Raw genomic sequence first — 19,200 nt, forward strand, 5'->3', positions numbered from 1 at the left:
AATGGCTAAAGTTAATAAAAACAAGGAGGGAATGATCATGAAAAGAGTTGTCATTACTGGAATGGGAGTTATTTCTCCACTAGGAAATGATATAGATAGCTTTTGGAATCAACTCGTTAAAGGACAATCGGGAATATCTCACATTGATTCTTTTGATACGACTGATTATAAAACAAAAATAGCTGGAATCGTTCGTGATTTCGATGCAGATGAAATATTAGGGAGAAAAGAAGCAAAACGATTAGATCGTTTTAGTCAGTTTGCCTTAGCAGCAGCCGAACAAGCATTAGAACAATCACAATTACAGTTAGATCAAGTAGATCTTGAACGTTTAGGCGTATATGTTGGATCAGGAATCGGGGGCATACAATCGCTTGTTGATCAGGTGAATGTATTAGATAAACGAGGTCCATCGAGAGTAAGCCCCAGCCTTGTCCCCATGATGATTTCAAATGCAGCTGCGGCCCAAATCAGCATAAAATTAGGCGCACAAGGGCCATCATTGTCACCGGTCACAGCTTGCTCTATTGGGAACACCTCTATTGGTGAAGCTTTCAATGCGATCCGAAACGATGAAGCAGATATTATATTTGCCGGTGGAGCAGAAGCTGCCGTCAACCAGATATCTTTGGCTAGTTTTGGAAACGCACACGCACTATCTACTAGAAACCAAGACCCAAGTCGAGCCAGCCGCCCATTCGATACAGATAGAGATGGCTTTGTGATGAGTGAAGGCGCAGGTATCTTAGTATTAGAATCATTAGACAACGCAATTCTTAGAGATGCGCCGATATTATGTGAAGTAGTGGGATACGGAGCTAGTTCAGATGCTCATCATATGGTCGCTTCACACCCAGAAGGTAGGGGTGCCTACTTAGCCATGAAGAAAGCATTGAGAAGTGCAGATATATCAACAAGTGAAATCGATGTTATTAGTGCTCATGCAACAAGTACACAAGTAGGTGATCGTTCAGAAGTTCTAGCCATTAAGAAATTATTTGGTGATCGTTCAGGCGAAATTCCAACAACTGCGAACAAGTCAATGACTGGGCACATGTTTGGTGCTGCAGGCGGAGTAGAAGCGATTGCTTTAGTGGAAAGTTTGAGACTAGGAATGATTCCGCCAACTATTAATGTAGAGAAACAAGATCCAGATTGCAATTTAGATGTTGTATTAGAAGCGAGACAGCTTCCATTGAAATATGGGCTATCCAATTCTTTTGGTTTTGGAGGACATAATTCAGCCATCTTGTTAAAACATTACGATTGAAGTAGTGAAAAAGGTGAAATAATGAAATGACAAGGGTTTATAGCCCTTGTTTTTTCATGATGGGAATACCTCACAGGCAATTGATCACGGACCTCAGCTATCTGATATATTCATTATATTCCTGTTTAGACGGTTTTGAGGATGAAGATAAGGATGAGAGTTTGGATTTAGTTATTAATTTCAAAACTCAACAATTTGGGAAACATTTAAAGTTCAAATCTTCTATTGGAACACAACAATACATCTTAATTAAGAAATAAATGAGAACGCCCATAACATTTTAAAAGTAAGGAAACTATCTTATTAGCCTCCTTACTTTTATATCAATACACTATTATTGAATACTAAATAGCATTAATCCCATTTTTCCATATGTACTTTTAATTCTGTTATACTTAATATCCTTTGTATCTCTGTATCATTTTCCGTATCTATATAACTTTCTTCTTCATGAGAAGATGTAACCAGCCATTCTTCTCCATTTTTGAAGAAGGACAAGTCTTCTGGTAAATTTGGTTGCTCCCAATCATATAAAGAATTTGCGAATTCTTTTAGAATACTCTTCGCATTTTCATCTGTATAATAGTAATAAACTTTTGCTGTATTGTTTAATAGCATTGTGCTAGCCCATTCTGATTGTTCTTTCATCTCTTTCAATGAACTTTCAAGTTTTTTTAGGAAGGGATCAAAAGATTTTAAAGATCCCATATCTTTTCTTAAAACTAAATGAAACTCATCACAAATGTCGAAAGCCAAATCAATTAATTTGGAGTACTGCTCACCTTTTGGATTTTGATCAATAACTAACATATCTACACCTTCTCATATACCCATTTTTTAGATTTTTTGAATGTATGTTCTTTTATGCTTCTTGAACTCAGATTATGCAACATAAGTAACTCCTGTAATAGTCACCGCTAGACCTATTGAAATTAAATGTGCTAAAAGTGCTTCTCCACCAAACGAAGAGATTACTAGAATGAATAGTATATATTTATTTCCAACACCACTTTTTAACACATATTTTCATAAAAACACAAAGCTATTATAACAGCTTGTTATTAATGATTAAATACACACAAGATAAATATAGCAATAAATTCCATTTAAAAGGCATTAATATAGGTTTTCATAATTAATGAAGTGAATAAAAGAATTGAAAACAAATCTATCGAAAGTTAAAATTTCCACAGCAGTCCCTATAAATCTTTGACCTAATTATAGTTTTTTGATTTTTGCTCAGTTTCAAAATAAAGAACTATCGGTTATTATCCTACGTAACTTTTTTGAAGTAGTACTATCTAAATTCAGATGAAATTCCTTAAGCCCATCACCCTTTACACTCAAAAAGATTTGATAAATAAATATGAAAGGAGGAGATTCCATGTCTACTAACAATAAACCCAACAGATTAATCACTGAAAAATCTCCATACCTTCTCCAACACTCCCATAATCCAGTTAACTGGTATCCATGGGGAAAAGAAGCATTTGATAAAGCAAAAAAAGAAAACAAGCCTTTGCTGGTAAGCATCGGCTATGCCACTTGCCACTGGTGCCACGTCATGGCACACGAAAGCTTTGAAGATCAACAAGTCGCTGACATCCTAAACGAGCATTTCATTTCAATCAAAGTCGATCGTGAGGAGCGTCCAGACATTGACTCGATGTATATGTCCGTTTGTCAGATGATGACTGGGCAAGGCGGCTGGCCGCTCAACGTGTTTGTCACGCCTGATCAAAAGCCGTTTTATGCGGGGACTTATTTTCCAAAAAGAAGTGCTTACGGCCGTCCTGGCTTCATTGAAGCACTGACGCAATTGCTGGATGCGTATCACAACGACCGAGATCATATTGAATCATTGGCAGAAAAGGCAACAAATAATTTGCGGATCAAGGCAGCAGGGCAGACAGAAAATACGCTCACTCAGGAGTCGATTCACAAAGCCTATTATCAGCTCATGAGCAGCTTTGATACGCTGTATGGCGGCTTCGGTTCTGCGCCTAAATTTCCTGCGCCTCATATGCTCACGTTTCTCATGCGCTATTTTGCATGGACAGGGCAAGAAAATGCGTTATATGCTGTCACAAAAACGTTAAACGGTATGGCAAACGGCGGTATTTATGATCATATTGGTTCTGGATTTACTCGGTATTCAACCGATGAAAAATGGCTTGTGCCGCATTTTGAAAAGATGCTGTATGATAACGCCTTGCTAATAGATGCCTACACCGAAGCCTATCAAATCACTCAACACCCTGAGTACGAAAAGCTTGTCCAGGACCTCATTCAATTTATCAAACGAGACATGATGAATCGTGACGGCTCTTTTTATTCGGCAATCGATGCCGATTCTGAAGGAAAGGAAGGTCAATATTACGTTTGGACAAAAAAGGAGATCATGACCCATTTAGGCGATGACCTCGGCACTTTATTTTGTGCGGTCTACCACATCACAGAGGAAGGAAATTTTGAAGGACAGAACATCCCTCATACCATTTCCACCTCATTTGGTGACATCAAGGCAGCATATTCAACCGACGACAAAACCCTTCATTCCAAACTGCAATCCGCTCGACACATCTTACTCACTGTAAGACAGCAGCGACCTGCACCGCTAATCGATGACAAGGTACTCACCTCGTGGAATGCGCTGATGATTTCCGCACTTGCCAAAGCAGGGAGTGTCTTACATGTAGAAGAAGCCATCCGCATGGCAAAACAGGCAATGTCTTTTCTAGAAACACAGCTCGTTCAACAGGGACGGCTCATGGTCCGCTACAGGGAAGGGGACGTGAAGCATCTAGGCTTTATCGAGGATTATGCGCACATGCTAACAGCGTATATGTCTTTATACGAAGCGACCTTTGACCTAGATTGGCTGACAAAAGCAAGAGCCGTTGCTGAAAATATGTTTGAACTGTTTTGGGATGAGCAAATCGGGGGCTTTTTCTTCTCAGGCTCAGATGCAGAAGCGCTTATCGTTCAGGAAAAAGAAGTATACGACGGGGCCATGCCGTCTGGTAACAGCACCGCACTCCAACAGCTTCTGAAACTAAGCAGAATGATCGGACGTCAAGACTGGATCGAAACACTAGAGAAGATGTTCAGCGCCTTTTACGTCGATGTCTCTTCCTATCCAAGCGGACATACCGCCTTTTTACAAGGACTATTAAGCCAATATGCCGTAAAACGAGAAATCATTATTCTCGGGAAAAAGGGCGATCCGCAAAAAGAACAGCTTCTACAAGCATTGCAAAAACGATTCATGCCATTTGATCTCATTTTAACTGCCGAAACAGGGCAAGAATTAGCAAGGCTCGCACCTTTTGCAAAAGATTACAAAACGATCAACGACAGCACGACGGTCTATATTTGTGAAAACTACAGCTGCCGCCAGCCGATCACCAATCTCGACGAAGCGATGGAACAATTATTTCAAATTTGAGCTGTCATATGATGACTATGAGAAGACAAAATGAGGACAAACAGATAAAAAACATGTCAATCTGCTAACAATTCATCTGTACGGTTTTATTTTTCCTCTAAAACGGTTAGAATGCGCACTAGATGTTCTCATACCGAAGGGAGAGAAAATAATTGAAAAAAGTATCATATACACTCATTGCTTGTCTGTTATCAGTGGGGCTTGCAGCCTGCTCATCAAACGATGCGAAACAGGATAAGCAAAACGATTCAGCCAAAAGCAAGGAAACAACACAGGCTGACCAAAAAGAGCAGCAAAAGCAAATGGAAGAGATGCAAAAGAAATTAGACGCACAAAAAATTGATGATCAAAAGGTCGTTGCGACCGTCAACAAAGATAAAATCACAGGCAGTGAATACAATAGCGCCCTATCGACCATTCAAGGTCAACTTCAGCAGTCAGGACAAGATCCAACATCTAAAGAAGGCGCAAAAGCTGTCAAGAAGCAAACCATTGATGCGCTAGTAGGTCAAGAGCTCATCCTGCAAGATGCTGAGAAGAAGGGCTATAAAGCCTCTGACAAGCAAGTCGATCAGCAGCTAAAAGAAGAAAAGAAACAATTTAAAGACAATGCTCAATTTGAAGAAGCACTCAAAAAGAGCGGACTGACAATGGATCAGCTGAAAAGTGATATTGCCGACAGCATCAAATACAGCCAATATGTCGACAAAGAAATCAAATCAGCCTCTGTGTCTGAAAAAGACGTCAAAGCGTACTATGACCAATACGCCGAACAAATGAAAAAACAAAAACAAAAAGCACCTGATTTCAAAGACGTCAAATCACAAATCAAGAAGCAGTTAGAATCTCAAGAAAAGCAAAAAGAAGTACAAAAAGAAATTGATCAACTAAAGAAATCTGCAAAAATTGATGTATCAATTTAACCACTATTAAAAATCCGCCATTGTGCGGATTTTTTTCATCACTTCATGAACCGTTCTTCCAAAATAATGACAAAAGCCTCATCATAAACATCTTCTCCATCCGATATGATGGGAGTACAAAAGAAAGCGTTATCAATTCTTTTGTCTCTGAAAAAGTACAAGATCAAAGACAGACCTCGTACTTTTGTTTCAGTCATATCTACAAGAGGAGGATGTTTATGTTCAAATGGTTTAAACCAGCTCCGCATATCGACAGGCTCGATGATGCCAAAACAGACGAAACCTATAAACGGTTGCGGCTGCAAGTCTTTTTGGGAATCTTTATCGGATATGCGGGCTACTATTTGCTGCGCAAAAATTTCGCATTTGCCATCCCTTATTTACAGGAAGAGGGGTTCACAAAAAGTGAATTAGGCTTTGTACTGGCGGCTGTTTCAATCGCTTATGGCTTTAGTAAATTCATTATGGGGATGATCTCAGACCGGTGTAACCCAAGATACTTTTTAGCCGCTGGACTCTTTCTATCAGCTCTTATCAATATTCTATTTGTCTCATTTCCATGGGTGACATCCAGTGTATGGATCATGTTTTTATTCATGTTCTTAAACGGCTGGTTTCAAGGAATGGGGTGGCCGCCATGCGGACGAACGATGGCGCATTGGTTTTCGGTGAGTGAACGTGGAACAAAAATGTCGATTTGGAACGTCGCTCACAATATCGGTGGAGGAATTCTTGCACCGCTTATTACATTAGGAATTGTTTTGTTTGCGACGTGGAAAAGTATCTTTTTCTTCCCTGCCATCATCGCCATTATCGTCTCCTTCGTCATCATTCTTCTCGTACGGGACACCCCGCAATCCGCTGGTCTTCCGCCAATTGAAGAATACCGAAATGACTATCCGGCACAACAATATGAAGATCAAGAAAAAGAATTAACCGTAAAAGAGATTTTATTTAAATATGTACTCAACAATAAATTCCTTTGGTATATCGCCATTGCCAACGTCTTTGTGTACTTTGTCCGTTACGGGGTCGTAGACTGGGCACCTACCTATTTAACAGAAGCAAAAGGATTCTCACCAGAGCATTCACGCTGGTCTTATTTCCTTTATGAATATGCAGGCATCCCTGGTACATTATTGTGCGGGTGGATTAGTGACCGCTTCTTTAGAAGCCGCCGCGCACCTGCTGGCGTACTCTTTATGATTGGCGTATTAATTGCGGTTCTTGTGTACTGGTTAAACCCTGCTGGCAATCCAATGGTTGATAACATTGCCCTCATCAGCATCGGGTTTTTAATTTACGGACCCGTCATGCTCATTGGACTGCAAGCCATTGATCTCGCTCCGAAAAAAGCCGCTGGCACTGCTGCCGGGCTGACAGGATTCTTTGGATATATTGGTGGCTCTGCTTTTGCTAATGCCATGATGGGCGTCGTCGTCGATCACTATGACTGGACAGGAGGTTTCATTTTACTAGTTGGTTCTTGTATCCTTGCGATTGTGTTCCTCGCCATGACATGGAATACAGGAAAGCGCGTAGAGCAAGCTTAATGAAAATCACATAAAAGATTCATCTCCGCCCAACATGCCCTTTACATCTATTTCTTATGATGGAGGCAGTTACCGTAAAAGGAGGATAAAATATGAAGAAAAGTAGATTACTTGCTTTCGTGTTACTCTCTTTTGCTTTACTGTCTTTTGGTTGGGTGCCGACCACCATATCGGCACATGAACATCTTTTATCTCCAGATCGCATTTTAACCGTTGCACACCGCGGAGCATCAGGGTATGCCCCAGAGCATACCCTAGCTTCCTACAAGCTCGCCACAAAGATGAATGCAGATTACCTCGAACTCGACCTTCAAATGACAAAGGATGGACACCTCATCGTCATGCACGATGAAACGGTTGACCGGACGACAAACGGAACCGGCTGGGTCAAAGACCTCACACTCGCCGAAATTAAACAGCTTGATGCCGGTACATGGTTTAACGAAGCCAACCCCGACAAACAAAATGCCCACTTTATTGGACAGCAAGTCCTCACATTAGATGAGGTATTACGCTACTTCGGTAAACGAGAAAATTATTATATTGAAACCAAAAAACCAGACATCTATCCACAAATGGAAGAAAAGCTATTGGCCGTCTTAAAGAAACATCATCTTCTTGGAAAACATACGAGAAAAGGGCAGGTCATCATCCAATCTTTCAGCCAAGAAAGTCTATTAAAATTGCAGAAACTCGCCCCTCGGCTTCCAAAAGTACAGCTATTAGATAGAGCGCAAATGACGTCTATTACAGATGATCAGCTCGACTTCATCAAATCATATGCAGTGGGGATCGGACCGAATTTTAGAGCTTTGACACTTGAAAATGTACAGCAGGTCAGAAGCCACGGACTCCTCCTTCACCCATATACAGTCAATAGCGAGGCAGATATGACACGGCTTTTGCAGTACGGCGTCACCGGTCTTTTCACCAACTTTCCAGATGTCTTTCAGCGTGTCAAAGCTTCTCTGTAAACGACAAAAGCCTTGCGGGTCCACTCCGCAAGGCTTTTGATTATTTCACCGTTTGATCAGAAGAAGCTGTTTCAATCGGTTTTCGTTTACCAATTCCAAAGATGAAGAAGCTAAGCGCTACAACAATCAAGAAAACAATCCCCACAATAAGAGAAATACGCGTATCCTGATTAATTAGCATAAACACAAGAACCATCAATAAAAAGCCAATCGTAAGATAATTAGAAACTGGTGCTAGCGGCATTTTGAATGGATGCTGATCAAGCGCTGCCCCCTTCGCTTTTCTGAAGCCAATGTGACTAATTAAAATCACAAACCAAGGCACCATACCAGGAAGGACACTTGCACTATACACATAAACGAAAATGTTTGGCGGAGAAACATAATTTAAGACCACCCCAACCGCTAAACCAATCAGCACAGCAAATGTCCCAAAATACGGTACACCATTCTTCGAAATTTTTGTAAAGAAAGCCGGTGCCTGTCCATTCACACCTAATGTATAAAGCATACGTCCCGCACTGAAGATTCCACTATTACAGCCGGACATCGCTGCTGTAATGACAACAAAGTTAATAATACCTGCTGCTGCCGTAATTCCAATTTTCGCAAACGTCGCCACAAATGGACTGCCGAGCGTATTCAGCTGATCCCACGGATACACCGTTACGATGACAAATATCGCACCGATATAGAAAATCAAAATACGCCAGATGATGCTTTTGATGGCATTTGTCAGCGTCTTTTGCGGATTTTGCGCCTCACCTGCAGTAATCCCAATGAGCTCTACCCCTTGATAGGCAGCAATCACTAGGGACAATGCAAACAAGAAACCGCTAAATCCACCTGTAAAGAATCCGCCGTGCGCCCAAAGGTTAGACAAACCAATCGCTGTTCCACCATTGCCAAATCCAAAGAAAATAATGCCTAAACCTGCAATGATCATTAAAATAATCGTCACAATCTTGATCATCGCAAACCAGAATTCAAACTCACCGAATGACTTAACTGAAATCAAGTTGGCCGCACCTAAAATGATCATGGCGATTAATCCTGGAATCCATGCTGGTAAATCAGGGAACCAATATTTCATATAAGCACCTACGGCGATAATCTCAGACATTCCAACAATGACCCACTGGAACCAGTTACTCCAAGCTGTCATATACCCCGCAAGCGGATGAATATATTGATGCCCAAATGTAGCAAACGATCCCGTACTCGGTTCAAGATACAACATTTCTCCCATCGCACGCATAATAAAAAAGATAAAAATACCACACACTGCGTACGCGAGAAGAACCGATGGACCTGTCCATTGAATGGCTTTAGCTGACCCCATAAATAAGCCAACACCAATTGTGCCGCCAAGCGCAATCATTTGAATATGACGAGCACTTAACCCTCTCTTTAATTCCTTTTGAGCCACTTCTATTCCCCCTCATCAACAAACAACATAAAAAATAAAAAATCAGAATTTTCATTCTGATTCAAAATCTTCAATCTTTCGATGTATATTATCATAATAAATCTACCCTTAAAAAACAATTGTTTTTTTGAGGAAAACACTATTAACAAAATATTCTGACATAAAAAGATATTCAAATTATTTTATATTGATATATCGAATCAGAGGATCATCATCGCTTCAATGACCATCACTTAATAGAAAAGAACCTCCCCTTATATCGACCTCAAAGCTTTTCCCTCCATTTTTATAAACCATTCTATCCTGATCATCAACACAAGGAAAGTCATTGTGAAAAGTACCTGATCTTTTCTTCACATAACAAATAAATCCATCATTTTCCGGAATTGCCACTTTGACAGATGACCCAGTTGACGTCGATTTGAGCGAATGCAGCATGGCCTTTGAATGTATCTGTACCCTTCTGCCTATTATATTCAGATCAATATCTGAAAAAGCACCTACCATCTCCACTTTTGACGAAGTAGTACGCAGGCTCAATGTCTGCGTGTTGAGCTGTTGACTAGAGATAAATCCACCCACTGTCTGCAAGCGCAGATGCTTGATTTCTCCCGTGAACATGGACTTTCCAGAAATCAATTGGCAGTCAGCCTCCTTCACCTTCAGTCCATCCAAGAATAGATTTGCTCCTTTACAATGAATAGACAAGGACTGTAACTGTGCCTGAGGGAGGTAAATCTCCAAATTCGTTTGATGAAGATGAAGCCCCAAGCTAATCGCTCGTTTTCTTTTATCTTGAATGACTAGCCTGCCTTCCTGCACTTGATGATGCAGTAAATACCGATGGGGGAATACGTGATTGGTGGTCTGCTTCACCAATAAATAAGGATGATCATGGTGATAAAGGCGAACATCTCCCACCAGCCAGTTTAATGAAAGTTCCGTTATTGCTTCTTCAATTTGAACCGTATGCTTCACATGTCTCCATCCTTTTCCCATCATGAATTACCTCGTTTGCAGCCGGCCGATGCGGCTCCACAATTCCAAGATCACAATGAGGACTGCTGCAATCATCACTCCTGACAGGATGAGGTTCATTTGATCATTGCCATAAATGGCGAGCGATACATTTCCTAAAACAGCACATAAAACAATTGCAGTCAGGACGGTCATCAAAACAGATTTCTTGCTCAACCCTATTCTCATCGCCATCATGCCAATCGCTTGAACACAAACAATCAACATAAAGAATGTTTTCATCAATTGAAACAGAGAACCTGCCGTCAGCGTATCGTGAACAATAGGGAAAAACAATTCAGTCACACTAAACACAACAAACGAAGGAATGATACTGCACATCATCGCAAACGTTGAAAGGCACACCATCCATATCATATGAGAAAGGAATCTCACTGAATTGGATGTGCGTTCCTGATCAACAGTCTTGCCTACACGCCAATACAGCATAGCTGTGATGATAGAAAAAAAGATCATCCATACTGTACTCGTTAACAAATAAATATTCGTATATTGCTGAAAACCCGGTTCGCGTTCAATTTTTGCAGCAAACGCAATAAAATAGATGAATACTAGCAGCACAATACTCGCGATGAAACTAGCTTGAATATACTGCTTCATGTGGCCTTTTCTTAGCTCAACCTTCATAAAATGAATCATACGTCATCCTCCTATCAGTTGGCATTCTTTATCTTTCGGGCAGATCATACCCGCCAATTTCAGCATAGTGCGCTGTCACCTTTTGAATAAATAGATCACTCACAATATCCACGCCAAGACCCTTCATCATCTGCTTTAAAAAATACAAACGCTGGACTGTTTCTTCATGATTGCGGACAAACAAGGTGGGATTCAACCATATATTCACAAGAAGCAAAAATACTTCTGCCACTTCACCAGGAAACGCAGTTTCCATCGAACCATCCTCAATCCCTTCAATGATTAACTGTTTGATTCTCAAAGCATCCTGATTGACACCTGTCTTCATGCCTTCAATCACAAATTGTGGGTTTTTCATCTGGTCAACCAAGATCCCATCAATCGAATGAGACTGTGGGTCTGCCACAAGCTGCTCTAGGATTCGCTGGAGCTTCTCTTTCGCATGAGCTGCCTCCGTATGCTCAATTAACTCCTCAAGCTTCTCGGTTGCATAACGAAACTGCCGATCCATCACGCCGCGTAATATTTCATCCTTCGATTTAAAATGATGATATATAGCCCCTTTAGACATATTCAATTCATGGATAATATCTTGCAAACTTGTCTTTTCAAATCCCTTTTCCTGAAACAACTTTGTCGACACGTCCAAAATTTGCTGCATCGTCTTTTCTGGATACTTATTTCGCGCCAGTTCAAACGCCTCCTTTTACATACCGACCGTCGGTATGTTTAATTATATTTTTCATTATAAACGGTTCATGCAGATTTGTATACAACAAAAAAGACCGCTCACACGGTCTTCTCAAGCTCAAAATGCAAATTCATCGGCACATCTGGCAGAGCCGAAGCCTCTACCATATTCGTTGTAGGTGTTTTCTCATCCACTTCCTCAAATCGAAAACCGTCAGCCCAGACTGTTCCATGACCGCTGAGTAGCACTCCAAAATGAATGGATTCACTGCGCGTAGGAACATCTAATACGATCGCATATTGATTCCATTCCGTAGAATCTGTCACAGGTCGATTCTGCATATTATCAAACTGCACCGTATCACCCTTTCCGTCATCTACCCGCATCCAAATTCCTGCTGAAGATACATTCTCTGTTTTCAAGAAAGCAGAGAGCTTCAACCGCTTGCCTACATACTCTTTTGCTTGAAACCCCTGCATCATCGTCGCAAACTGTCCTTCTTGTACGCCTTCTTTAGATGATAAAACACCTGATTGCTTTCCCGTATGGAACTCTGCTGTATCAACACCCATCTCATACATATGCGGATGTGAACCACTCAAACCCCAGCCAGGTACTGCTTCATGTAATGTCATCGAATCTTCCTCCTTTTTCATTTGCATATCTCTCATCATGGACCTGTACATTCCGGGAGGTAAAGAATAAAGATGCTTAAAAGCACGCGTAAAGGCTTCCTGCGATTGGAATTGTAACGAAAAAGCGATGTCTAAAATCCCCTGATCCGTATACAAAAGAAGCTGTGCAGCCGTAGCTAATCTTCGTTTCCGCACATATTCCCCCATCGACAGCCCGGTTTCTCGTTTAAACACACGCAGCAAATGAAAATGTGAATATCCTACTTTCTCATGCACCTGTCTCAGCGACAGCTCATCCATCAAATGCGACTCCAAATAAGAAATCACCTCTTGCGTCACCCGACTATACATCATCTCCCTCACCTCTTCTTGATCATAAAACAAATCAGTTCACTCGTTTTGATCAAAATTGCGATGTTTCATCTGTCCAGCTGAGGAGGAAAAACGCTAACGTGAGCGCTCGTTGTTCGATAGAAACTCCCTCACATCATCTGCGATTTCTTTTGATTTCGTATGATGCAAATAATGACCGCCTTTGAAAGTAACGACTTTTCCGTGGTCTACATTTTTCAGCAGCTCTTCATGCATTGGTTTCCAGTTTGGTGTTTCTTTCTCCGTTTGATCCGCTAGATAGAAAGCCACAGGGAGCTTCTTAGGGAAATGTAGGCGTTGAGCGTTTTTAAAATTGTTTCTAAAGTTTTCTGCCTCACTAGCTTGGCTTTCATCCAAGAAATTTCGGAAAGTCAGCATTTTAATCTGAGCTTTCGTTTGATCATCTACTTTAGGCATCACCAGTTGATCTGGATTCATTTTCACTATCAATCTGTAAAAGCCGGATTGATGAAGCAGCTGTAAGCTGGAGACTGGCAATTCATCTGCATCCTCCTGCTTAGGAAAACTACTATCAATTCCAACAAAGGCTTGGACTTCTTTTTCGTATTGATTCACATATTCTAATCCATAAATGCCAGAAATCGAATGACCCATCAGCGTATATTTTTTAATATTGAGTTTTTGCAAACATTCATGAATCTCATCCACAATGTTTTGACTTGTCCTTACTTTATCTGTGTCGTCACTTAAACCATAACCAAACGGTTCAATCACAACGACTCTATGATCTTGCGATAACTCCTTGACTAACGGTTCAAAATCCAGCACGGGTGAAGCAGTTCCATAGCCTGGTAGAAGGACAATCGTTTCTTTCCCATCGCCTTGAATGAGCACATTCATCTGCTTCCCATCCACCAAGACCTTTTGCCCATAAGCTTCTATTTTCCCTTTCTCCCGTTCATTACTAATGAGGTTTACAAAATAAACAGTAGCTAGAAAAACAACCATGACCGTGATAATGGTGCCTATGGAGATCAACATGATTCTCAATATTTTTTTCATTGGTTTTCTCTTCCCTTCATGATGAAGAACTCTAGCTTACATCCATCGATGAAAATTAATATTTTCTTTCACAATAGATGATGCCGATTGTATTTGCGCAAACACTTGATACATACATAAACGTAATTGCTATATAAAACCACTCTGTTGGTGATGAGAATTGATGGACCAAAGATTGAACGACAGCAACCAATATATAGGCTAAAGCCACACCTATAATGGAAAAACTTCCGGCTTTCGCTAAAATAAATTGACCTCGTTCATCATGTTTATATTCACGGTTTTTCTTAAATTGAAAGGCCGTGCTTAAAATAGAAAGGGTAATGAGAGAATAAAGTATGATCGTCGTTATCATTGTTGTTCCTCCTTGTCGACCTCTTGAAATACGTCATACAAATCAACTTCAAATGTCCTAGCAATTTGAAATGCTAATTTTAAAGACAAAGAATATTTACCATTTTCAATCGCTGCCACAGTTTGACGAGTCACACCTAACTTCTCTGCCAAATCCTTTTGTGTCCAGTCTCTTTCTGCCCGTAATACCTTAATTCTATTTTTAATCTCCATTTCAAATTCCTTTCTTAAAGGATGTTTTATTTAACATAATGTTAAAAATAATTAACATTATGTTAATTAACAATAACCTCTTTTCTTCTGTATGTCAATTTTACCAGATGCAAAAAAGAATCATCCATTTTGAAAGGCCTACCTCAAAATGAATGATTCTCTATAAATGATGATCATCTGATTTAAAACACTTTCCTCTGGTAAATCGCAGTAGAAAGTCCCCAAGACAGCAAGTAGATGAGCATAATCAGTACAGTTGACCCCGTATAGACAATAGGGATCGATAAATTCATGATAAAATCAGTGATCCCACTGAATTGCTCTGCTAAATAGAGAACAACAGGCGGTCCCATAGCAGATAAGACGATAAAGCCAATGATCACTGCCGTTGTGATATAACCAGGCTTTAAGATATAAAACAATGGAAACGTACATGCCGCGAACAATAAAAACAACCCGCTGCCAATCGCAATATCTGACAGCGAAAACAGCTTCCCAAACACAAATAATGCAGCACTTGTCAGCACGATCGCAATACTCATATAGAAAATAGCGCCAAGATAACGTGATGCGATAATTTCTTTACGTGTATAGGGCAAGGAATTCAATAGAATATTCGTTTCTGCCTTCTCATCATAAGCATATGTGTTAAATGGAATGAAGACACTAGCGACTAGAAACGTTAATACTGGATGGACATCCATGAAAATGAAAAATAAGATAAACGGAATAAAAATAAGTAACTGCTTCTTTTGCAAAATCACATCACGCTTAATTAAATGAAACATGCGCAACCCCGCCTTTCAAATAAAACATGATATCCTCAAGCGACGCCGGTTCAATCACAACAGCATCCCCGAAAATAAGTTTCACCTCATCAATCCGATCTGTTAATGCTTCAAATCCGGCTGCCGTACGCTGAATATGGATAAACGCCTTTTCTGTGTCTCGATCCAGCAAATCCAGGCTCCCCTTCACCAGCGCATAATTCTCCGCCACCTCATGAATCGACTGTTGAAAGACCAATCTTCCATTTTGTATAAACGCAATATAATCCGCGATGCGATCTAAATCAGTCGTCATATGCGTTGAGAAAAAAATCGTTCGATTTCCATCAATCATCAATTCTTGTAACGTGCCGAGCAGCTCTCTTCTAAATACCGGATCTAAACCAGCAGTTGGTTCATCCATAATAATCAGCTCGGCATGATGCGACAGCGCAATCGCAAGCGATGCCTTCATCTGCATCCCTTTTGAAAATGTTTTAATCGCTTTATTCAGCGGCAGGCCAAACTGTTCAATATATTGATAAAATAGTCTATCATCCCAGCGTTTATAGGCAGGTGCCACAATTCGTTTGATGTCTTTTAAATTCAATCCTGGGAAAAAAACGTTAGCATCGTAAACAAAGCCAATTCGTTCCTTAATCTCTTTTTCATGGGTGCGATAATCTAATCCAAAAATTTTAACCTCACCAGAATCTGGTTTTAACAAATTCATGATCATTTTAATCGTGGTCGACTTACCGGCTCCATTTTCTCCAATAAACCCAGTAACAAAGCCCTTTTTGACCTGTAAATCGAGATTCTGTACAGAAAAGTCTTTGAACCGTTTTGATACTCCCTTGAATTCAATCACATGCTCCACTCATCTCACTCCTCATACAAGAACTTTAATAACTGCTGCAATTCATCAAAAGATAAGCCTAATTCCTTGCCGTTTGTAACAACCGCTCCAAGCTGTTCCTCAATCACCTTCAATTTTTTCTCTCTCATGACCTCTAGGTTTTGCTCGGCAACAAATGATCCCTTACCGACAATCGAATAAATAAATCCTGCCTTCTCTAACTCTTCATATGCACGTTTTGTTGTGATGACGCTGATTTGTAAATCCTTCGCCAGCTTTCGGATAGACGGCAGTCCCGCACCTTCTGCAAGCTCACCCGTTAAGATCAACGATTTGATTTGTGTCGTAATTTGCTCATAGATAGGCTCCTTAGAATGGTTAGAAATCGTAATTTGCATATAAAAAACCTCTTTTTTCTGTACTGGTATTCGCAATGAAATATTGTATATACACTATATACACATTATATACACACTGAAAAAATATTCAACTCCTTTTATTAACTTTTTTGAATGCGATCCAACTAAAAAACCGCACAGCTCTTCAGCCATGCGGTTCCTCAACAAATCAATTTATCTCCAATATACCCATTTTCCCATAAGCCATTCCACAGGCCCTCTTCTCCACTTTTTCAAATAGAGATAGCTGATGAACAGCTGAGCTGTGTAAAGTCCAACAGCAAGTACCAGTCCAAACATTGAGCCCATTTGTCCGAATAACCCAAGTCCGTAAGAATAGAAAATCGTTGTACAAATAATAGATTGAGCCAAATAGTTTGATAAAGACAATCGGCCCAGTCCTGCAAGCAAACGTTTCAACCCTTGTGCAGCATTTGAATAGTAGAAGACAATAAAAGCTTGAATATAACCGATCGTCAGGACATAGGCTCCTAACGTCAACACCATTTCGCTCCAAGGAGCATCACTGAACGTCGCACATTTTAAAGCGAGCCCGATGATAATCATCCAAACCCAGCCTTTACGATAAGCCATGCCTCGATCTTCTTCTGTCAAATGACCTTTTTTCCCGATCGCCATGCCAAGCAGTGCAAATGGCCCCACCATGATCGTACCGAATAGAAAACCCAAGATCGGCATCATCGTAATGGTCACGATCGCCATAATAATGGTCACAATCATCATATCGTCTTCAATCGTCACCCGGCTCAATAAAATATCACCGTATGCACCCTTCGCATACACATCAGTTAATAAATCATCATTTCCATAAACAAAGGTCATCAGATATGGTAAAACCACTAATGACAAAGCACCTAACACACCTGACCAAATCAGCATTGTTTTGATCCGGCTGCTTAAAAACATCATCAAGAAAAACGTACATGCTCCATAATATAAGAGAATATCACCATTCCAAATGAATATGTAATGCAGCATCCCAAGCACAATAAGACCAAAGCCGCGGCGAACGACGATGGCATTCGTATTCAGCCCCTTTGCCTTTGTGGATTCAATCAACTTGATAAAAGAATACCCAAACAAAAAGGAGAAAATCGGATAAAATGATCCCTGGAACAAGATCTCCGTCACATATACCCCAAACTCCTGTCCCCATATGCTCGGATCAAACATCTTCTCAAAATCATAATCATATTGAAAATTAAGCATATTCACAATCAAAATACCTAATAAACTAAAACCACGTAAACTATCAATAAACTCAACCCTAGATCCCTTCAACACGACAGCTCCTTCGGAAAATATAAAAATAAAGCATATTTATCCTACCACACTTTTAAAAAATTGGATCTCATCCCCATGTGAAAAATCATGTTTTAAGGTAAATTTAATAAAAAAACCTAGAATTTATATTCTAGGTAACCTACTTATGATTAATGACTCTTTTCATCCTTCCAAAGCACACGCTTCACATAAAACAAAATCCCCAATCCAAACAAAATCAACGGCAACTCCCAGTCTGCAGAAACCGGCAGCCATGTCAACATCATGAGAATCAGCAAAACAGCTCCCACACCTGCATAAAAGACCACCGTTTTTTTTAATTCTTGGTTTGATTGAAACAAAACGCTCTCCTCCATAACTCTAATTATGATCGTTTCTCTAGTTTTTTTAATATTTTTTCCCAGCCGGTATCTCCCATTTTCCGATCAATTAATTGTCCCTCTTTATCTATGAGGCAAAAACTTGGCAATCCTTGAATTTTATATTTTGTGACAATCTCATAATCTTGATCCAAAACAATGGGAGCAATGAGATTCTTTTCCTCCGCATATTTCGAAACAACCTCTATCGATTTTTCTTCTTCCGTATATGGAACATGGACACAGGTTAAATGGATACTCAACTGATCCACACTATGTAGAATGTGGTCGGTTAATTCTTCACAATGCGGACAGTTAACTGACCAAAAATAAAGAAGCTGAGTATGCCCTTCAGGTAAACACCGCTGATGTGAAGAATGAATCCAAGGAAGGTGCTCAGGCCATTTAAGTATTTGCGTTTCCACTACTCATCCCCCTTTTCTTTTAATTGAAAAGCGATGATTTTTCCTAGTGCCTCTTCTGCGGCAAAAGGGGCCACATTTCCTGATGGATTCTCTTGTTCCTGTTTTAGGCACTCGTACATATTTTTTTCGATTTTTGATGGGTCAATCCAAGAGATACACCACGATGCCCAAAAACAAGTAGGACCCTCATAACGCTTTGCCAAAGACAGAAGAAATGGCAAACTAGGCTGACCAATTCTCATGAGTGAGATCGCAGCCGCCATTCTTGTCTCCTCTTCTTCACTTTCTAACAGTTTAGCAAGAGCTTCTGCTGCATCCCCTGCATCTGCTCCAAATTCACCAAGAACCGCTGCTGCAATATTCCGCAAAGAACCCTCTTCTTTTAAGGCTTCAACAAGCACTGGCACTGCCTCTTTTCCTGATTTCCTTAATTCCCCCATGGCTTGAACGATTGTTACTTCATTCGTATTGACTAAACGTTGAACCGATTGGGATAGCTTATCTTCTGGTTTCATGACAATCAAC

The 19,200-nt window shown here is 40.3% G+C and carries 21 protein-coding genes; 5 read left to right on the forward strand and 16 right to left on the reverse strand.

Features of this window, described 5'->3' with window-relative positions; genetic code table 11:
* The first annotated feature begins 37 nt into the window (after positions 1-37).
* On the forward strand, positions 38-1,270 hold the full coding sequence (gene fabF / locus ASG46_RS05805; protein WP_056703627.1) for a beta-ketoacyl-ACP synthase II: 1,233 nt from the start codon (positions 38-40) through the stop codon (positions 1,268-1,270).
* A gap of 354 nt (positions 1,271-1,624) precedes the next feature.
* Here fabF and ASG46_RS05815 read toward each other — a convergent pair whose 3' ends face one another.
* Positions 1,625-2,080 carry a hypothetical protein gene (locus tag ASG46_RS05815; protein ID WP_056703632.1) on the reverse strand — a complete coding sequence of 152 codons (456 nt, stop codon included), beginning with the start codon at positions 2,078-2,080 and terminating at the stop codon, positions 1,625-1,627.
* A 574-nt stretch (positions 2,081-2,654) separates the two neighbouring features.
* On the opposite strand from ASG46_RS05815, the gene ASG46_RS21530 reads away from it, so the two are divergent.
* The 4 genes from ASG46_RS21530 (at position 2,655) to ASG46_RS05835 (ending at position 8,168) form a co-directional block, all read left to right on the forward strand.
* Positions 2,655-4,718, forward strand: a complete 2,064-nt coding sequence (locus ASG46_RS21530) for a thioredoxin domain-containing protein (RefSeq protein WP_056703635.1) — start codon at positions 2,655-2,657, stop codon at positions 4,716-4,718.
* Positions 4,719-4,870: 152 nt separating this feature from the next.
* Positions 4,871-5,641 carry a SurA N-terminal domain-containing protein gene (locus ASG46_RS05825; RefSeq protein WP_035702985.1) on the forward strand — a complete coding sequence of 257 codons (771 nt, stop codon included), beginning with the start codon at positions 4,871-4,873 and terminating at the stop codon, positions 5,639-5,641.
* Between the two features lie 218 nt (positions 5,642-5,859).
* Positions 5,860-7,194, forward strand: a complete 1,335-nt coding sequence (glpT, locus tag ASG46_RS05830; protein WP_008343899.1) for a glycerol-3-phosphate transporter — start codon at positions 5,860-5,862, stop codon at positions 7,192-7,194.
* 92 nt (positions 7,195-7,286) lie between these two features.
* Positions 7,287-8,168 (forward strand): glycerophosphodiester phosphodiesterase, encoded by an 882-nt coding sequence (locus ASG46_RS05835; protein ID WP_056703638.1) that lies wholly within the window; start codon positions 7,287-7,289, stop codon positions 8,166-8,168.
* A 40-nt stretch (positions 8,169-8,208) separates the two neighbouring features.
* Here ASG46_RS05835 and ASG46_RS05840 read toward each other — a convergent pair whose 3' ends face one another.
* The 15 genes from ASG46_RS05840 to ASG46_RS05910 form a co-directional block, all read right to left on the reverse strand.
* A complete protein-coding gene (locus tag ASG46_RS05840; RefSeq protein ID WP_048002321.1) occupies positions 8,209-9,597 on the reverse strand; it encodes an amino acid permease in 1,389 nt (462 codons plus the stop codon).
* Between the two features lie 219 nt (positions 9,598-9,816).
* Entirely contained in the window at positions 9,817-10,596 is a 780-nt protein-coding gene (locus ASG46_RS05845) for a DUF4097 family beta strand repeat-containing protein (RefSeq protein WP_235562214.1), read from the reverse strand.
* A 6-nt stretch (positions 10,597-10,602) separates the two neighbouring features.
* Positions 10,603-11,274 carry a hypothetical protein gene (locus ASG46_RS05850; RefSeq protein WP_056703641.1) on the reverse strand — a complete coding sequence of 224 codons (672 nt, stop codon included), beginning with the start codon at positions 11,272-11,274 and terminating at the stop codon, positions 10,603-10,605.
* A gap of 28 nt (positions 11,275-11,302) precedes the next feature.
* Entirely contained in the window at positions 11,303-11,935 is a 633-nt protein-coding gene (locus ASG46_RS05855; protein ID WP_082515460.1) for a TetR/AcrR family transcriptional regulator, read from the reverse strand.
* Positions 11,936-12,063: 128 nt separating this feature from the next.
* Complete coding sequence (locus tag ASG46_RS05860) at positions 12,064-12,954, reverse strand: helix-turn-helix domain-containing protein (RefSeq protein ID WP_041508153.1); 891 nt, start codon at positions 12,952-12,954, stop codon at positions 12,064-12,066.
* Positions 12,955-13,047: 93 nt separating this feature from the next.
* Positions 13,048-13,995 carry an alpha/beta fold hydrolase gene (locus ASG46_RS05865; RefSeq protein ID WP_045034668.1) on the reverse strand — a complete coding sequence of 316 codons (948 nt, stop codon included), beginning with the start codon at positions 13,993-13,995 and terminating at the stop codon, positions 13,048-13,050.
* A 55-nt stretch (positions 13,996-14,050) separates the two neighbouring features.
* Entirely contained in the window at positions 14,051-14,350 is a 300-nt protein-coding gene (locus tag ASG46_RS05870) for a hypothetical protein (protein ID WP_008343907.1), read from the reverse strand.
* Positions 14,347-14,562, reverse strand: coding sequence for a helix-turn-helix transcriptional regulator (locus ASG46_RS05875; RefSeq protein ID WP_012008754.1), 216 nt, complete (start codon positions 14,560-14,562; stop codon positions 14,347-14,349). Before ASG46_RS05875 ends, ASG46_RS05870 begins: the two co-directional genes overlap by 4 nt.
* 182 nt (positions 14,563-14,744) lie before the next feature.
* A complete protein-coding gene (locus tag ASG46_RS05880) occupies positions 14,745-15,350 on the reverse strand; it encodes an ABC-2 transporter permease (protein ID WP_008343909.1) in 606 nt (201 codons plus the stop codon).
* Positions 15,334-16,209 carry an ABC transporter ATP-binding protein gene (locus ASG46_RS05885; RefSeq protein WP_024719131.1) on the reverse strand — a complete coding sequence of 292 codons (876 nt, stop codon included), beginning with the start codon at positions 16,207-16,209 and terminating at the stop codon, positions 15,334-15,336. Before ASG46_RS05885 ends, ASG46_RS05880 begins: the two co-directional genes overlap by 17 nt.
* A 5-nt stretch (positions 16,210-16,214) precedes the next feature.
* Positions 16,215-16,586 carry a GntR family transcriptional regulator gene (locus tag ASG46_RS05890; protein ID WP_008343911.1) on the reverse strand — a complete coding sequence of 124 codons (372 nt, stop codon included), beginning with the start codon at positions 16,584-16,586 and terminating at the stop codon, positions 16,215-16,217.
* 174 nt (positions 16,587-16,760) lie between these two features.
* Entirely contained in the window at positions 16,761-17,888 is a 1,128-nt protein-coding gene (locus ASG46_RS05895; protein WP_045034669.1) for a DUF418 domain-containing protein, read from the reverse strand.
* Positions 17,889-18,040: 152 nt separating this feature from the next.
* The gene (locus tag ASG46_RS05900; protein WP_017366488.1) at positions 18,041-18,232 is read right to left on the reverse strand and encodes a hypothetical protein; all 192 of its coding nucleotides are present in this window, start codon (positions 18,230-18,232) and stop codon (positions 18,041-18,043) included.
* Between the two features lie 23 nt (positions 18,233-18,255).
* Entirely contained in the window at positions 18,256-18,675 is a 420-nt protein-coding gene (locus ASG46_RS05905) for a TlpA family protein disulfide reductase (protein WP_017366487.1), read from the reverse strand.
* Complete coding sequence (locus ASG46_RS05910) at positions 18,675-19,190, reverse strand: HEAT repeat domain-containing protein (RefSeq protein WP_008343915.1); 516 nt, start codon at positions 19,188-19,190, stop codon at positions 18,675-18,677. Before ASG46_RS05910 ends, ASG46_RS05905 begins: the two co-directional genes overlap by 1 nt.
* Between the last annotated feature and the right edge of the window lie 10 nt (positions 19,191-19,200).

The sequence above is a fragment of the Bacillus sp. Leaf49 genome, from assembly GCF_001426125.1.
Classification (GTDB): domain Bacteria; phylum Bacillota; class Bacilli; order Bacillales; family Bacillaceae; genus Bacillus; species Bacillus altitudinis.

What these genes read in the sequence shown, in the direction of transcription:
- fabF (WP_056703627.1), top strand. Translation starts at nt 38, where the DNA reads ATGAAAAGAGTTGTCATTACTGGAATGGGAGTTATTTCTCCACTAGGA.
- ASG46_RS05815 (WP_056703632.1), bottom strand. Translation starts at nt 2,080, where the DNA reads ATGTTAGTTATTGATCAAAATCCAAAAGGTGAGCAGTACTCCAAATTA.
- ASG46_RS21530 (WP_056703635.1), top strand. Translation starts at nt 2,655, where the DNA reads ATGTCTACTAACAATAAACCCAACAGATTAATCACTGAAAAATCTCCA.
- glpT (WP_008343899.1), top strand. Translation starts at nt 5,860, where the DNA reads ATGTTCAAATGGTTTAAACCAGCTCCGCATATCGACAGGCTCGATGAT.
- ASG46_RS05835 (WP_056703638.1), top strand. Translation starts at nt 7,287, where the DNA reads ATGAAGAAAAGTAGATTACTTGCTTTCGTGTTACTCTCTTTTGCTTTA.
- ASG46_RS05845 (WP_235562214.1), bottom strand. Translation starts at nt 10,596, where the DNA reads ATGGGAAAAGGATGGAGACATGTGAAGCATACGGTTCAAATTGAAGAA.
- ASG46_RS05850 (WP_056703641.1), bottom strand. Translation starts at nt 11,274, where the DNA reads ATGATTCATTTTATGAAGGTTGAGCTAAGAAAAGGCCACATGAAGCAG.
- ASG46_RS05855 (WP_082515460.1), bottom strand. Translation starts at nt 11,935, where the DNA reads ATGCAGCAAATTTTGGACGTGTCGACAAAGTTGTTTCAGGAAAAGGGA.
- ASG46_RS05860 (WP_041508153.1), bottom strand. Translation starts at nt 12,954, where the DNA reads ATGATGTATAGTCGGGTGACGCAAGAGGTGATTTCTTATTTGGAGTCG.
- ASG46_RS05865 (WP_045034668.1), bottom strand. Translation starts at nt 13,995, where the DNA reads ATGAAAAAAATATTGAGAATCATGTTGATCTCCATAGGCACCATTATC.
- ASG46_RS05870 (WP_008343907.1), bottom strand. Translation starts at nt 14,350, where the DNA reads ATGATAACGACGATCATACTTTATTCTCTCATTACCCTTTCTATTTTA.
- ASG46_RS05875 (WP_012008754.1), bottom strand. Translation starts at nt 14,562, where the DNA reads ATGGAGATTAAAAATAGAATTAAGGTATTACGGGCAGAAAGAGACTGG.
- ASG46_RS05880 (WP_008343909.1), bottom strand. Translation starts at nt 15,350, where the DNA reads ATGTTTCATTTAATTAAGCGTGATGTGATTTTGCAAAAGAAGCAGTTA.
- ASG46_RS05890 (WP_008343911.1), bottom strand. Translation starts at nt 16,586, where the DNA reads ATGCAAATTACGATTTCTAACCATTCTAAGGAGCCTATCTATGAGCAA.
- ASG46_RS05910 (WP_008343915.1), bottom strand. Translation starts at nt 19,190, where the DNA reads ATGAAACCAGAAGATAAGCTATCCCAATCGGTTCAACGTTTAGTCAAT.